Annotated in this window: 12 protein-coding genes; 7 read left to right on the forward strand and 5 right to left on the reverse strand. The window is 71.7% G+C overall.

All coding sequences use genetic code 11. The annotated features are described in order from the left end of the window. Positions 1 to 153: 153 nt before the first annotated feature. From ACWCP2_RS33145 to ACWCP2_RS33155, 3 genes are all read right to left on the reverse strand, one after another. Positions 154 to 780 carry a hypothetical protein gene (locus ACWCP2_RS33145; protein WP_450912265.1) on the reverse strand — a complete coding sequence of 209 codons (627 nt, stop codon included), beginning with the start codon at positions 778 to 780 and terminating at the stop codon, positions 154 to 156. Positions 781 to 999: 219 nt separating this feature from the next. Further along, positions 1,000 to 1,770 carry a bestrophin-like domain gene (locus ACWCP2_RS33150; RefSeq protein WP_450912266.1) on the reverse strand — a complete coding sequence of 257 codons (771 nt, stop codon included), beginning with the start codon at positions 1,768 to 1,770 and terminating at the stop codon, positions 1,000 to 1,002. Positions 1,771 to 1,810: 40 nt separating this feature from the next. Then, a complete protein-coding gene (locus tag ACWCP2_RS33155; protein WP_450912267.1) occupies positions 1,811 to 1,966 on the reverse strand; it encodes a hypothetical protein in 156 nt (51 codons plus the stop codon). Positions 1,967 to 2,972: 1,006 nt separating this feature from the next. Between ACWCP2_RS33155 and ACWCP2_RS33160 the strand changes: the two genes are divergently transcribed. Continuing rightward, a complete protein-coding gene (locus tag ACWCP2_RS33160) occupies positions 2,973 to 3,803 on the forward strand; it encodes an SAM-dependent methyltransferase (RefSeq protein WP_450912301.1) in 831 nt (276 codons plus the stop codon). Continuing rightward, on the forward strand, positions 3,800 to 5,989 hold the full coding sequence (locus ACWCP2_RS33165; protein ID WP_450912268.1) for a putative bifunctional diguanylate cyclase/phosphodiesterase: 2,190 nt from the start codon (positions 3,800 to 3,802) through the stop codon (positions 5,987 to 5,989). Before ACWCP2_RS33160 ends, ACWCP2_RS33165 begins: the two co-directional genes overlap by 4 nt. A 133-nt stretch (positions 5,990 to 6,122) precedes the next feature. Here the strand turns inward: ACWCP2_RS33165 and ACWCP2_RS33170 are convergent, their stop codons facing one another. Next, on the reverse strand, positions 6,123 to 7,238 hold the full coding sequence (locus ACWCP2_RS33170) for an FAD-dependent monooxygenase (RefSeq protein ID WP_450912269.1): 1,116 nt from the start codon (positions 7,236 to 7,238) through the stop codon (positions 6,123 to 6,125). A gap of 105 nt (positions 7,239 to 7,343) precedes the next feature. Between ACWCP2_RS33170 and ACWCP2_RS33175 the strand changes: the two genes are divergently transcribed. Next, a complete protein-coding gene (locus ACWCP2_RS33175) occupies positions 7,344 to 7,991 on the forward strand; it encodes a TetR family transcriptional regulator (RefSeq protein WP_450912270.1) in 648 nt (215 codons plus the stop codon). A 238-nt stretch (positions 7,992 to 8,229) separates the two neighbouring features. Next, entirely contained in the window at positions 8,230 to 9,111 is an 882-nt protein-coding gene (locus ACWCP2_RS33180) for a helix-turn-helix transcriptional regulator (RefSeq protein ID WP_450912271.1), read from the forward strand. A gap of 16 nt (positions 9,112 to 9,127) precedes the next feature. Here ACWCP2_RS33180 and ACWCP2_RS33185 read toward each other — a convergent pair whose 3' ends face one another. Beyond that, positions 9,128 to 10,006 (reverse strand): LysR family transcriptional regulator, encoded by an 879-nt coding sequence (locus ACWCP2_RS33185; RefSeq protein ID WP_450912272.1) that lies wholly within the window; start codon positions 10,004 to 10,006, stop codon positions 9,128 to 9,130. 94 nt (positions 10,007 to 10,100) lie between these two features. On the opposite strand from ACWCP2_RS33185, the gene ACWCP2_RS33190 reads away from it, so the two are divergent. Genes ACWCP2_RS33190 through ACWCP2_RS33200 form a run of 3 tightly spaced genes read left to right on the forward strand, consistent with a single transcriptional unit; the run spans position 10,101 to position 13,502 of the window. After that, the gene (locus tag ACWCP2_RS33190) at positions 10,101 to 10,805 is read left to right on the forward strand and encodes a succinate dehydrogenase (protein ID WP_450912273.1); all 705 of its coding nucleotides are present in this window, start codon (positions 10,101 to 10,103) and stop codon (positions 10,803 to 10,805) included. Between the two features lies 1 nt (position 10,806). Next, positions 10,807 to 12,759: a fumarate reductase/succinate dehydrogenase flavoprotein subunit gene (locus ACWCP2_RS33195; RefSeq protein WP_450912274.1), complete on the forward strand. Its 1,953-nt coding sequence runs from the start codon at positions 10,807 to 10,809 to the stop codon at positions 12,757 to 12,759. After that, a complete protein-coding gene (locus tag ACWCP2_RS33200; protein WP_254380746.1) occupies positions 12,756 to 13,502 on the forward strand; it encodes a succinate dehydrogenase/fumarate reductase iron-sulfur subunit in 747 nt (248 codons plus the stop codon). Before ACWCP2_RS33195 ends, ACWCP2_RS33200 begins: the two co-directional genes overlap by 4 nt. The last annotated feature ends 49 nt before the right edge of the window (positions 13,503 to 13,551 follow it).

Below are 13,551 nucleotides of genomic sequence, written 5' to 3' on the forward strand. Positions count from 1 at the left end.
CCCCGCACACCCGCGGGCCCCCCCTTGACCGGGCCAGGACACGGGGCGACCGGCGTTCCGGGGGAGATGCGGTTCGGGCGCCCAGCGGACTTCGGGCGCCCAGCGGACTTCGGGTGCCCAGTGGATTTCGGGCGCTCAGTGGATTTCGGGCGCTCAGTGGATGCGGCGGATGTCCCGGCGGCGCAGGGCGTAGCCCAGACCGACCAGCCCGCCGAGGACGAGCCCCGCTCCGGCGCCGAGTTCCAGGGGATCGAGCCGGGCGATGCTGCCGCCGAGGCCGCCGCGTACGCCGAGGGTGGCCGCGCGCGAAGCGCCCGTACCGGTGCCGGTTCCAGTACCTGTGCGCGTACCGGCTGCCGTGCTCGCGCTCGGGGTCCTGCGGGCGCCGACGGTGGAGCTGGTCGTGGGCCTGCCCGTGCCGCCGGAGACGGTGAGGTCGGCCGAGCCGGTTTCGCCCGCGCAGGTGAAGGAGACGGAGTACTGGGCTCCGCGCCGCGCGTCCCGGTCCACGGTGACCCGTGCGGTCTTGCCCCGTTCGATGCTCACGGTGTCGAAGATGCCGGAGGAGACGGTGGCGAAGGCGGCGTTGCAGCCGGTGACGGACAGCACCACCTGGCCGCCGGGGGCGACCGTCGAAGGGGTGATGGCGAAACCGAAGGAAGTGATCGGCGCGGCCTCGGCCGCACGCGCGGCGGGGGCGGCCACTGCGCCGCAGAAGAGGAGGGCGCCCGCCGCGGCGGCGCCCAACAGGGCTGTGGGGGAGGTGGGTATCGCGCCCATGGATGATTCTCCGGATCCCCGAGGAGCAGCCGCGGAACGGTTTCCGCACGTGGGGGGTCGTGCGCCTCGATGTCCGCCACGCTAGGTCCGGGCGCGGCGACCCGCGATCAGGAACGGGCGAATGGGGCATGGCCGTAGGCCGAACCGGGGACGGGAGGCCCGTCCCCGGTTTGCCGTCGCCGGTTTGCCGCCGCCGGGCCCTGCCGGGGCGACGTGGCGTCAGTCGCCCAGGCCCAGATGCGGGAACTGGGAGAGGAACGGCTCGGCGGTGGCGGCGATGCCCCGCCCGAAGGGTGCGTCGAAGTCCCAGATGAGGAACAGCAGGAACGCGATCAGCGCGCTGAACAGCCCGGCGAGCAGCAGTTCCCGGAACGAGCGCCTGATCTGCAAGGTGAAGATCAGCCCCACCGTTACCAGGGCCCCGGCGATCAGGCCGAACCAGACCACCCCGGGCATGGTGGCCCCGGCGCTCTGGCCGCGCGCGTTGCGCGCGTCGTCGACCACGGCGACCTGGTCCACGAGCGGCTGGTACGCCTGGCCCTCGTGGTCGGTCCGCGGTTCGTAGTCCGTCACATCACGGCGGATGCGTTCCAGCAGCTCCCCGCTGCGGTCCGTCAGCTCACCGTTCTCGGCCATCTCCTTCCATTCGGTGTCGACGACGTAGCTGACGTAGGCGTCCACGTCGGCCCTGATCTTCTTGCGCACGTCGGCCGGGTAGACCTCGGAGCGGACGCTGATCTCGTGCAGGGCCTGCGATTCCTGGCGCACGTATTCCTGGGCGGCCCCACGGCCCTCCCAGACGCCGGCGATCGCCAGGCCCAGCACGATCGCGTAGATCACGCCGATCATCATCGTCATGTACTCGATGACGTCCGGGGTCTCGCTGGGATCGTCGTCCTCGCCGATCCGGCGCTGGTTGAAGAAGGCGATGGACAGCACCACGGCACACGCGGCGGCCATCGCGAGGGACAGGACGAGCCATTCCGACAAGATGACTCCCAATCGATTACGGGGGTGGAATGCGGCGGCTCTAGCGCGGGCGCAGCGCGACGATCGCGAGCACCGCGGGGGCCGCGGTCATCAAGGTGAAGGTCACCGGTGAGATGTGGTGCTCGAGCGGCTTGCGGGCCGCCGCGTGGTAAGCGGGGCGCGCGACCGGCTTCTTGGGCGCGGCCACGTTGATCACCGGGGGCGGCGGAGCCGGTGGCTCCGCGACGGGTTCCGGAATCGGCTTCGGGGCCGGCTTCGGAACCGGCTTCGGAACGGGCTTCGGGGCCGGCTTGGCGGCCGGGGGAGCGGGGGCCGGGCGCGCGGGGGGCGGGGCCGGTGCGGGGGGTTCGGGCACCGGCTTCGGAGCGGGGGGTGGCGGTGGTGGGGGAGGCGGTGGCGGGGTCGGGACGGGCGTGGGCTTCGGGTGGGGCGGGGGAGGAGGAGGTGGTGTGGGCTTGGGCGGGCACGGAGGGGGAGGCGGCGGGGGCGGAGGGCAGGGCGGGTGGCCGTGGTGGCCACCGTGCCCACCACCGTGGCCGTGCCCGCCGCCGTGGCCGCCGCCGGGTCCGCCGTGGCCTTGACCATGGCCTTGACCATGACCTTGACCGGATCCGCCCCGGTTGTCGCGATCACCCCGGCCGTCCTGGTTGCCCCGGTTGCCGTGGTCGCCCGGGCCGCCCTGGCCGGCCCGGTCACCGTGACGTCCGCCACCTCGGATGCCCCCGGTCGCGCCGTCCAGGGCGGACAGGGCCTGCCGGACGGCGGCCGTCCCGTCGCCGGGGTCGATCGTCGCGTATGCGCTGCTATCGGCCATGGCCGGTGTCGTGGACAGGGCCGCCCACAGGAGGACCGGTACGGCCAGCAGACGCCTGGAAGAGGCTCTTTTCACCCGGGGATCATGGGGTCGCGCGCGCCCGCGCGCGGGAAGGTTGCCCTTGGTTCGCCTGAACGGGTGAGGCTTTGGCTACGGAGGTTTGAGCCAGATTCGCTTCGCCTCCGATCGTTCATCGACCTTTTCTCAAAAGGTATTTGTCGGTTTCGATCATTCCCTGGGCGACGGCCGTCCGGTCTTTGACGTGTGACGAAGAACGGATCGCCAATTTCCGCTTTCGCTCGCTCCGTTGGGCAATGATCAGTACATTCGGCTCGGACAGGAGTCCGATCCGTCCGGACCGCTGCAGGACTACGGCTTGGAGACCCCGATGGAGCGCCCCGCCTGGGCCCCGCCAGGCATCGACATAACGGTGCCGAGCGTGTCCCGCATCTACGATTACTACCTGGGCGGCTCCCACAATTTCGAGGTCGACAGGCAGGCAGCCCGTCGGGCCATGGAATTCATGCCGGGCCTGCCCAAGATCATGCAGGCGAACCGGGCATTCATGCGCCGGGCCGTCCGCTACGCCGTCGCCGAGGGCGTGACGCAGTTCCTCGACATCGGCTCCGGCATCCCCACCTTCGGCAACGTCCACGAGATCGCCCAGGCCGCCTGCCCGGAGGCGCGCGTGGTCTACGTCGACCACGACCCGGTGGCCGTCGCCCACAGCCAGGCCGTCCTGGCCGGCACCGAACGGACCGGGGTCGTCGCCGCCGACCTGCGCAAGCCGCAGGACATCCTGGCCGCCCCCGAAGTCGTGCAGGGGCTCGACCTGAGCCGCCCGGTCGCGCTGATGCTGGTCGCCGTCCTGCACTTCCTGGAGGACTCGGACGAGCCCTACGCGGCGGTCTCCGAGCTGTGCGACGCGCTGGCACCCGGCAGCCTGCTGATCCTCACGCACGCCTCGTACGAGGGGATCCCCCTCTCGGAAGAGGTCGCGAGCGGCACCGTCGGCGTCTACCGCGAGATCCGCAACCCGCTCGTCATGCGGGACGCGGAGCAGATCCGGCGGTTCTTCGACGGCTTCGGCCTGATCGAGCCCGGGCTGGTCTCCATGCCCAACTGGCGGCCCGACACGACCGGCGGGCAGGAGGGCGAGTCCGCGGACGAAGACCCCTACGCCTTCTCGGGATTCGCGGGCGTGGGACGCAAGGCGTGAGACTGCCGACGCAGACGGCGGAGGACCCGGCCGCGCCACAGGGCGGTCTGGAGGACCGGATCGGGCGGTTCGCGACGATCTGGGGAAGAGCCATCTTCCCGGTCACCGCGACCTCGCTCACCCGTGCCGAATTCGAACGTCACCTCGTACCGCTCACCCGCACCCTCGTCGAGGCCCTGCGGGCCCGGCCCTTCGACTCCTCCGCCGGCCAGCGGGTCGGGGAGGAGCTCGTCGCGGTCCACTGCACCGACCCGGAGGCGCTCGCCGGCACCCTCGGCGTCGTCGAGTCCTACCTGGTGCTGTACTGCGGTCCCGGCGGCCCCGACGCCGAGAGCGTCGAGGGGACCGAGGAGTACCGGTCCCGCTGCGCCCGGCTCCAGCACGGCATCGCGGCCGGATTCGCCCGCGCCCTGCGCGAACGCACCCTCAAGGAGCAGGAGGCCATCGCCCGCTCCGCCCTCACCGCCCGCGCCGACGCCCAGCAGGCGCTGCACGCCAGCGAGGCCCGCTTCCGGGCGGTGTTCGAGGGGGCGGCCATCGGGATCGGCATCGCCGATCTGGACGGCAACGTCCTGGAGATCAACGACGCGCTGCTGCAGATGTTCGGCGGCATGGACGGGCACGTCCGCGGCCGCAACGTCAGCGAGTGGAGCCATCCCGACGACACCCCGCACGTGTGGCGGATGTACGGGGAGCTCGTGCGCGGCGAACGCGAGAGCTACCGCGTCGAGAAGCCGTACTACCGGCACGACGGAACCGTGCTGTGGACCAACCTGACGGTGTCGCTGCTGCGCGACGCCGATGGCGTGCCGCAGTACCAGCTGGCCCTGATGGAGGACACCACCGAGCGCCGGCTGCTCAACCTGCGCCTGCGCTACGAGGCCACCCACGACGCCCTGACCGGCCTGCCCAACCGGACGCTCTTCTTCGAACGCCTGGAGAAGGCCCTGAGCGGGGCCGGCGGCTCCCGCTTCGGCCTGTGCTACCTCGATCTCGACGGTTTCAAGGCCGTCAACGACAGCCTCGGCCACTCGGCCGGCGACCGGCTGCTGGTGGAGGTCGCCGACCGGCTGCAGAGCTGCGCGACCGGACCCGGCGAGGTGGTCGCCCGGCTCGGCGGTGACGAGTTCGTGGCGCTGACCACCGGCCCCGACACCGAGGAGAAGGCCACCGAACTGGCCGTCCGGATCCTCTCCGCGCTGTCCGTCCCGATCCGGCTGGAGGGCCGCGAGCTGACGGTCCGGGGCAGCATCGGCATCGTCGAGGGCCCGGCCCGCGAGCGCACCCCCGCGGAGGTGCTGCGCAGCGCGGACATCACCATGTACCGGGCCAAGGCGGCCGGCGGCAACCGGTTCGAGTTCGCCGACGCCGCCGCCGACGCGCGCGCCATCACCCGGCACGGGCTGACCAACGCCCTCCCCGCCGCGCTGGAACGCGGCGAGTTCTTCATCGAGTACCAGCCGCTGGTCCACATGCACGACGGCAGCGTGCACGGCGCCGAGGCGCTGGTGCGCTGGTCGCACCCGCAGCACGGGGTGCTCGGCCCGGACCGGTTCATTCCGCTCGCCGAACGCACCGGACTGATCGTGCCGCTCGGCCGCTGGGTCCTGGAGGAGTCCGTCCGCCAGGCCCGCGCCTGGCAGCACCAGCAGGGCGGCGCCACCCTGCGGATCAACGTCAACCTGTCACCGACCCAGCTGCACCATCCCGGCCTGGTCGCCGACACGATCCGCGTCCTGGAGTCCTCGGGCCTGTCTCCCGGCACGCTGTGCCTGGAGGTCACCGAGTCGGCCCTGATCGGCGCCGACGACGAACTCCTGGAACCGCTGCGCCGGCTCGCCGCTCTGGGCGTGGACATCGCCCTCGACGACTTCGGTACGGGCTACTCGAACCTGGCCAATCTGCGCCGCCTGCCCGTCAGCGTTCTGAAGCTGGACCGCTCCTTCACCAAGGGCATGCAGCAGCACCCGGCCAACCCGGTCGACGTCAAGATCGTGGAAGGCATAGTCGCCCTGGCCCACAGTCTCGAACTCGCCGTCACCGTCGAGGGCGTGGAGACCGGCGCCCAGGCCGCCCAGCTCAGGGCGCTGGGCTGCGATACGGCCCAGGGCTGGTACTACGCCCGCCCGGGCGCCGCGGACCGCATCCACACCCTGTCGCTGTCGGACGCCGTGCCCACCCTCTGACCCCGTCCCGGGCCGGCCGCCGACTCCCGCACGCCCCGCCGGCCTGGGCGGGCCCGGCCCGCGCGGTCCGTGAGCAGCCGGGGGTCCGTGAACAGGGTGTCCGTGAGCAGGGGGTCCGTGGGCCGTTCCGGGGTCACTCCAGGCCCGCCTCCGTGCCCCGGCCCGGTTCACGGACGGCCGCCACGACCCGCTCGTAGCGCCGTGCCGTGTCGGCCAGGAGCTCGGCGGCCACCGGCAGCCGCTCCGCCTGGTACGCCTCGAGCGCTTCCTCCCCGGCCGCCCCGGAGAGGACGGCGGTCAGGGCCCGGCCGAGGGCGGCGGCGTCCTGGATGCCGGTGTTCATCCCCAGCCCGCCGGCTATGGGGTGGACGTGTGCCGCGTCGCCCGCGAGGAGGGCCCGGCCCTCCCGTATCCGGGTGGCCATGCGGACGTTGACCCGCCAGGAGGAGAGCCAGGTGGGCTCGGCCAGCCGGATCCCCGGCATCCGCGCATACCGGTCGAAGAGCCGCTGGAAGCTCTCCAGCGAGGGTGGCAGCGACTCGCCCCGATCGTCCGTCTCGGGCGGGGCCTGCAACTGGAAGGTGTCCGTCCCCGGCATCGGGCAGAGCAGGATCCCGCCCCCGTCCGACGTGAACCACTGGTGCCAGAACGCGCGGCTGAGCCCCGGCGCCCTGACATCCCCGAGCACCATCGCCGGCTCCACCTCCCCGCTCCCCTCGAAGGGGATGCCGAGGAGCCCCCGGGTGGAGCTGTGCCCGCCGTCGCATCCCGCCAGGTACCCGGCCCGGATCGTGGCGCCGTCCTCCAGATCCGCCCGGACGCCGGCCGCGTCCTGGGCGATTGCGGTGAGCCGGGACCCGTACTCGACGCGCACGCCGAGCTCGGCCAGCCGTTCGCGCAGGACCTCCTCCACCTGCCACTGCCCTACGAGCAGGCCTCCCTCGACGGCCGTGTCCCTGACGTGCTCCCCGTCGAAGTACTTGCGCAGCACCACGCGCTCGCGCCCCCTGGCGGTCACGGCCGCGGCCACACCGAGTTCCTCGAAGACGCCGAAACTGCCGGCCTGGAGCCCCTTGCCGCGCGATTCGCGGTGCGGTGCGGTCCGGCTCTCCAGGACCCGTACCGCGATGCCCCGCAGGGCCAGGTCGCAGGCGAGCGTGAGCCCGGTCGGCCCGGCGCCCACGACCAGTACGTCCGGTGCTTCAGGCGGCCGGACCGGACCCTGCCGTCGCTTCGTGTCGGTCGTCATCGGATGTCCCCTCGTCGTCGATGTCTCAAGGAAAGCGCGTCATGACAGAAAATGCAACCCGGTTACGAATTTAACTGGGTCACTCATTCGTGTTATGCTTTGCCCATGGAGAACACGTCGGGTCTGCGCGAGAACAAGAAGCTCCGTACGCGCCGCCAGCTGGCGGCCACGGCGCTGGAACTCTTCCTGGAGCGGGGCTTCGACGCCGTCTCGGTGGCGGACATCGCGGCCGCGGCGGAGGTCTCCAAGCCGACGCTGTTCCGCTACTTCCCGAGCAAGGAGGACCTGGTCCTCGACCGCTTCGCCGACCACCAGGACGAGGCGGCACGGATCGTGCGCGACCGGGCCGTGGGCCAGACCCCGGTGGCGGCCGTGCGCGCCCACTTCCTTGCGGCGCTCGCCGAGCGGGACCCGATCACCGGCCTCTGCGACCACCCGAACGTGCTCGCCTTCCAAGGGCTGCTCTACGGCACCGCCAGCCTGGAATCCCGGCTGGCCCACTACACCGCCCGCGAGGTGGAGCTGCTCGCCGCCGTGCTCGAAGCCGAAGCGGTCGACCCGCTCACCGCCCGCCTGTCGGCCGGATACCTGGTGGCGGCCCGTCAGGAGCTGGGCCGGGAGAACTGGCGCCGCATCGACGCCGGCCGGAGCGCCGACGAGGCCCACCCGGCCGCCGTGGCCGACGCGGAGCGCGCCTTCGCCCTCCTGTCCGACGGCCTGGACCGCACCCTCCCGGCCCGCCGGGCGCACTGAAGCCACGGCGCGCCGCCTGCGAACCGGTCCCGCGAACCGGTCCAGTGGATCGCATCACCGGACTGCACCGGACTGCACCGGATTCATGTGATTCACCGGATTCACCGGATTCGCCGGACTTCACCGGTCCGCGGCTGCCCGCGGAACGGGGCCCGGGAGGCCCCGGTTGTCGGACCGGTGTGTGCCTGGCCCTGGCAGGGCCAGGCAGCCATCCCTCCCGACCGGCCACAATCCTCGTATGAGCACAGCCATTCACCTGGGCGAGTTCCTCCGCTCCCGCCGCGCCCTCCTCCACCTCGACGACGTGGCCCTGCCGGACTTCGGAGGCCGGCGCCGGGTCGCGGGCCTGCGCCGCGAGGAGATCGCGCAACTCGCCGGAGTGAGCGTCGACTACTACACCCGGATGGAACAGGGCCGCGTACCCAACCCCTCGGGCGCGGTGCCCGACGCCCTGGCCCGCGCACTGCGGCTGGACGGGGATGCCGCACGGCACCTGCACCGCCTCGCCCGGCCTGAGCCCTCCGCCCGGCACGCTCCCCGGAGCCAGGACCGGCCGCAGCTCGTGCGCCCCATGCTCCAGCGGCTGCTGGACGATCTGGTGGACATGCCGGCGATGGTGATGGGCCGGCGCATGGACGTACTGGCCTGGAACCCGGCGGCGGCCGCCCTCTTCGGCGACTACGCGCCCCTGGACCGGTCCGAGCGCAACATCGCCCGGATCACCTTCCTCGACGAGGCGTCGCGGGATCTCTACGCCGACTGGACCGCCTGCGCCCGTGAGAACGTGGCCTACCTCCACATGGACGCGGGACGCCACCCCGAGGACCCGCGGCTGGCGAGCCTGATCGGCGAACTGTCGATGAAGAGCGCGGACTTCCGCCGCTGGTGGGCCGAGCATCCGGTGCAGGACAAGACCTCGGGAACCAAGCGGTTCCACCATCCGGTGGTCGGCGACCTGGAACTGGCCTACGAGACCCTGCGCGCGACGGACGATCCCGATCAGGCCCTGATCACCTACGCCGCCGAGCCGGGCACCCCGTCGCACGACGCCCTGCGGATGCTGCTGGCCTGGGCCACCGAGGATCCCTCCTCCGTGCCGGAGGACGGCCACGCGCGCTGACCGTCCCTCGGCGTGGTCAGCCCAGCAGGATGCGTTTCAGTTCGCGGGCCGCCCGCGGGGGTGCCACGTCCGTGCGGTGGGCCAGGGCGATCGTGCGGCGCAGCGGGGAGCCCGCCAGGGGGGTGGAGCGGAGCCCGGAGCCCGCGTTGCCCACCACCATCGCCGGGACCACCGCGATGCCGAGCCCCGCGCGGACGAAGCCCAGTACGGCGTCCATCTCGCCGCCCTCCACCGTGAACGCGGGCTCGAAGCCCTCCGCCCGGCAGGCCGCCACCGTCAGGTCCCGCAGGTCGTAGCCGTGCCGGAACATCACCATCGGCTCGTCGCGCAGCGCGGCCACCGTGAGCGGACCACCGCCCGCCGGAGGCGGCAGGGCCGCCGAGGAGACCACCACCAGGTCCTCCGTCAGCAGCTCCATCGTGGTCAGCGCCGGAGCCGAGGGGGGCAGCGGCAGGGCGATCAGCGCGAGGTCCAGGGACCCGCGCGCGAGCTCCCGTACGAGGTCCAGCGAACCGCTCTCCTCGATCAGCAGCTCGATCCCCGGATGGGCGGTGTGGAAGGCGCGGAGCACGCCCGGCAGCAGGCCGGTGCACAGGCTGGGGGTGGCGCCCAGACGGATCCGGCCGCGCCGGAGCTGCGCCAGCTCCTGCACCTCCAGCCGGGCCGTGTCCGCGTCCGCGAGGATCCGCCGGGCCAGCGGCAGCAGGGTCTCGCCGGCGTCGGTGAGGGTGATGTTCCCGCGCGCCCGGCTGAAGAGCTCGGCGCCCAGTTCCCGTTCGAGCGCCTTGATCTGCTGCGACAGGGAGGGCTGCGCCACATGCTCGCGCTCGGCCGCGCGGGTGAAGTGCCGGGTCTCGGCGACGGCGACGAAGTAGACCAGCTGCTGGAACTGCATCACCCCAGGCTAGCGCCTGCATAGGTGCAGGCTATCGACTTCAGCTCCGCCATGTCTTGGACCTTTCGGGACCTTGGTCCTTACCGTCGGTGTCATGGCTCTGGCAACGCGGACGGATCGACGGCCGTCCACCACGCGCACGCTCTGGGACTCCTCCGTCGGCAAGAAGTCCGTGATGGCCGTCTCCGGCCTGATCATGCTCGGCTACCTCGTCGTGCACATGCTCGGCAACCTCAAGATCTTCTTCGGGGCGGACGAGTTCAACGGCTACGCCCACTGGCTGCGCACCCTCGGCTCGCCCTTCCTGCACCACGAGTGGGCCCTGTGGATCGTCCGCGTGGCGCTGGTCGCGGCCGTCGTCGCACACGCTGTCTGCGCCTACCAGCTCAGCCGCCGCGACATCAAGGCGCGCCCGGTGAAGTACGCCCACAAGCGCCGCCGCGCGAGCTACGCCACCCGCACCATGCGCTGGGGCGGCATCATCCTTGCCCTCTTCATCGTCTGGCACCTGCTCGACCTCACCACGCTCACCGTGAACGAGCGGGCCTGGGCCGGGCACCCGTACGAGAACGTCCTCGCCACCTTCTCCACCTGGTACGGCAACACCATCTACATCGTGGCGATGGCCGCCCTCGGACTGCACGTCCGCCACGGCTTCTGGAGCGCCGCCCAGACACTGGGCGCGGGCAACGCCCGGCGGGACAGGACGCTGAAGTTCCTGGCCAACGCCCTCGCCCTCGTCCTCTTCGCGGGCTTCGTGTCCGTGCCCGTCGCCGTCATGACCGGAGTGGTGAGCTGACATGAGCAACGATTACGCCGACTACACCACCGGGGCCCCGATCGCCGACGCCAAGGCCCCCGAAGGCCCCATCGCCGAGCGCTGGGACCGCCGCCGCTTCGAGGCCAAGCTGGTCAACCCGGCCAACCGGCGCGGGCACACCGTCATCGTCGTCGGCACCGGCCTGGCCGGCGGCGCGGCCGGGGCCACCCTCGCCGAACAGGGCTACCACGTCGTCCAGTTCTGCTTCTCCGACTCCCCGCGCCGCGCCCACTCCATCGCCGCCCAGGGCGGCATCAACGCGGCCAAGAACTACCGCAACGACGGAGACTCCGTCCACCGGCTGTTCTACGACACCGTCAAGGGCGGCGACTTCCGCGCCCGCGAGTCCAACGTCCACCGACTCGCCCAGATCTCCGTCGAGATCATCGACCAGTGCGTGGCCCAGGGCGTCCCCTTCGCCCGCGAGTACGGCGGTCTCCTCGACACCCGATCCTTCGGCGGCGTCCAGGTCTCCCGCACCTTCTACGCCCGCGGCCAGACCGGCCAGCAGCTCCTGCTCGGCGCCTACCAGGCGCTCTCGCGGCAGATCGCCGCCGGCAACGTCGAGATGCACGCCCGCACCGAGATGCTGGACCTGATCACCGTCGACGGCGTGGCCCGCGGCATCGTCGCCCGGGACCTGGTCACCGGCAAGATCGACACGTACTACGCGGACGCCGTCGTCCTCGCGAGCGGCGGCTACGGCAACGTCTTCTACCTCTCCACCAATGCCATGAACTCCAACGCGACCGCCGTCTGGCGGGCCCACCGGCGCGGCGCGTACTTCGCGAACCCCTGCTTCACCCAGATCCACCCCACCTGCATCCCGCGCACCGGCGACCACCAGTCCAAGCTCACCCTGATGAGCGAGTCCCTGCGCAACGACGGCCGCATCTGGGTCCCCAAGGCCAAGGGCGACACCCGCCCCGCCGCCGACATCCCGGAAGCCGAACGCGACTACTACCTGGAGCGGATCTACCCCTCCTTCGGCAACCTCGTACCCCGCGACATCGCCTCCCGCGCGGCCAAGAACGTCTGCGACGAGGGCCGCGGCGTCGGTCCCGGCGGCCAGGGCGTCTACCTCGACTTCGCCGACGCCATCCGCCGCATGGGCAAGGAGAAGGTCGCGGAGAAGTACGGCAACCTCTTCGACATGTACGAGCGGATCACCGCGGAGAACCCGTACGAGGTCCCCATGCGGATCTATCCCGCCGTGCACTACACGATGGGCGGACTGTGGGTCGACTACGACCTCCAGACCACCGTCCCCGGCCTGTTCGCGATCGGCGAGGCCAACTTCTCCGACCACGGCGCCAACCGCCTCGGCGCCTCCGCGCTCATGCAGGGACTCGGCGACGGCTACTTCGTGCTGCCGTCCACCATCAACGACTACCTCGCCCGCCATCCGCACCGGGACACCGTCGACGACACCCACCCCGAGGCCGCGGCAGCCGTCCGCGAGACCCGCGACTGCCTCGCCAAGCTGCTCGCCGTCGACGGCGACCGCACGCCCGACTCCTTCCACCGGGAGATCGGCGAACTGATGTGGGAGTACTGCGGAATGGCCCGGACCGAAGAGGGCCTGCGCAAGGCCCTCGCCCGGATCCCCGAGATCCGCGAGGAGTTCTGGCGGCGGATCAAGGTGCCGGGAAGCGGCGAGGAGTTCAACCAGTCGCTGGAGAAGGCCAACCGCATCGTCGACTACCTGGAGCTCGCCGAGCTGATGTGCCTCGACGCCCTCCACCGCGCCGAATCCTGCGGCGGCCACTTCCGCGAGGAGTCCCAGACCCCGGACGGCGAAGCCGCCCGCCGCGACGAGGAGTTCGGGTACGCGGCCGCCTGGCAGTACACCGGAACCGGCGCCGCGCCCGTCCTGCACAAGGAAGACCTCGTCTTCGAGTACGTCCACCCCACCCAGCGGAGCTACGCATGAAGCTCACCCTGCGCGTCTGGCGCCAGAAGAACGCCGACGCCCCCGGCGCGATGGCCTCGTACGAGGTCGACGGCATCTCGGAGGGCATGTCCTTCCTCGAAATGCTCGACACCCTCAACGAGGACCTCATCTTGAGCGGTGAGGACCCGGTCGCCTTCGACCACGACTGCCGCGAGGGCATCTGCGGCGCGTGCAGCCTCGTCATCAACGGCGACGCCCACGGGCCGGAGCGCACCACGACCTGTCAGCTCCACATGCGCTCCTTCGACGACGGCGACACCATCGACGTCGAACCGTGGCGGGCCTCGGCCTTCCCCGTGGTCAAGGACCTCGTCGTCGACCGCGGCGCCCTCGACCGGGTCATCCAGGCCGGCGGCTACATCACCGCCCCGACCGGCTCCGCGCCCGAGGCGCACGCCACGGCCGTCCCCAAGCCCGACGCCGACTACGCCTTCGAGCACGCCGAGTGCATCGGCTGCGGGGCGTGCGTGGCGGCCTGCCCCAACGGCTCGGCGATGCTCTTCACCTCCGCCAAGGTCAACCACCTGAACGTCCTCCCGCAGGGCTCGCCGGAGCGCGAGACCCGGGTCCTGGACATGGTGGCCACCATGGACGCCGAAGGCTTCGGAGGATGCACCCTGACCGGTGAGTGCGCCACCGCCTGCCCCAAGGGGATCCCGCTGCCGTCGATCGCCGCCATGAACAAGGAGTGGCTGCGGGCCGTCCGCCGGGGTCCCCGCTGACGGGTCCGCCGATCGGATGATCGCAGCGGTTCCCGTCGCGCCGTGCCCG

The sequence above is a fragment of the Streptomyces sp. NPDC002104 genome (genome assembly GCF_053593795.1).